The 1,146-nt window shown below is 72.1% G+C and carries 2 protein-coding genes; both read left to right on the top strand.

All coding sequences use genetic code 11. The features are described 5' to 3' along the window. Nucleotides 1–60: 60 nt before the first annotated feature. The gene (lspA, locus tag G6022_RS06855) at nucleotides 61–687 is read left to right on the top strand and encodes a signal peptidase II (protein WP_182611100.1); all 627 of its coding nucleotides are present in this window, start codon (nucleotides 61–63) and stop codon (nucleotides 685–687) included. After that, nucleotides 680–1,146, top strand: a 467-nt coding sequence (locus G6022_RS06850) for a pseudouridine synthase (protein ID WP_241731093.1), incomplete at its 3' end; no start/stop codon positions are given. The genes lspA and G6022_RS06850, both read left to right, overlap by 8 nt.

Genomic DNA, 1,146 nt, shown 5'->3' with positions numbered 1-1,146 from the left:
CTAGAGGGTCCACCCACCGGGCCACCCGGCCCCGCCGGGGGATCAGGGATACTGGACCGCATGACGGAGACCAACGGGACGCGGTCCGACGCCACGGGGACGACGCCCGGCGGTGCCGGTGCCGGCTATTTCAGGGCGGGGCCGGTGGTCATGCTGATGATCGCCGCGGTGATCGTGACGGCGGACCAGGTGACCAAGGCCCTTGCGGTGTGGGGACTCGAGGGACAGGACCCGATCCGGATCGTCGGCGACACCGTACGACTGCTCCTCCTGCGCAACCCCGGGGCGGCCTTCTCGATGGGGACCGGCTCGACCGTCGTCCTGAGCATCGTGGCGACACTGGTCGTGCTGGGATTGCTGTGGTTCTCGCGTCGGGTCCACTCCCGGTGGTGGGCGTGGGGACTCGGGTTGATCCTGGGTGGTGCCGCCGGGAATCTCGTCGACCGGTACCTCCGCTCGCCCGGGGTGCTGCGCGGACACGTGGTGGACTTCGTCTCGGTCGGGTGGTGGCCGGTGTTCAACGTGGCCGACTCGAGTCTGGTCGTCGGCGTGATCGTGGTGGCCGTCGCCGTGTTCAGGGGCGTGGAGTTCGACGGCTCGCGTGGGTTGGTGGCGGAGGACGCCGCCGCGACGGAGCGTCGTGACGGCGGGGACGGCGGCGACACCGTGGGCGGAACGCATGGGTGAGCTGCGCACCTTCCCCGTCCCGGACGGTCTCGACGGGATGCGGGTGGATGCGGGCGTCTCCCGCCTGCTCGGGATCTCCCGGACCGCGGTCGCCGACCTCGCCGGCGAGGGCAAGGTGCTGATCGACGGCCGGGCCGTGGGCAAGTCCGACAAGCTCACCGGGATGTCGTGGATCGAGGTCGAGATGCCCGACCCGCGGGCCGAACCGGCGGTGGTCGCCGAGCCGGTGGAGGGGATGGCGGTCATCTACTCCGACGCCGACCTCGTCGTCGTCGACAAACCCGTCGGCGTGGCCGCCCACCCCTCCGTGGGCTGGACCGGCCCCACCGTGATCGGGGGGCTGGCGGCCGCCGGGTACCGCATCTCCACCTCGGGGCCGCCGGAGCGCAAGGGGATCGTCCACCGCCTCGACGTGGGCACCTCCGGCCTGATGGTGGTCGCGGCCTCCGAGCGCGCGTA

The organism is Dietzia sp. Cai40 (assembly GCF_014145165.1).
Classification (GTDB): Bacteria; Actinomycetota; Actinomycetes; order Mycobacteriales; family Mycobacteriaceae; genus Dietzia; species Dietzia natronolimnaea.
Note: the sequence above shows the minus strand (reverse complement) of the source record. Positions and strands in the feature narration are given on the sequence as shown.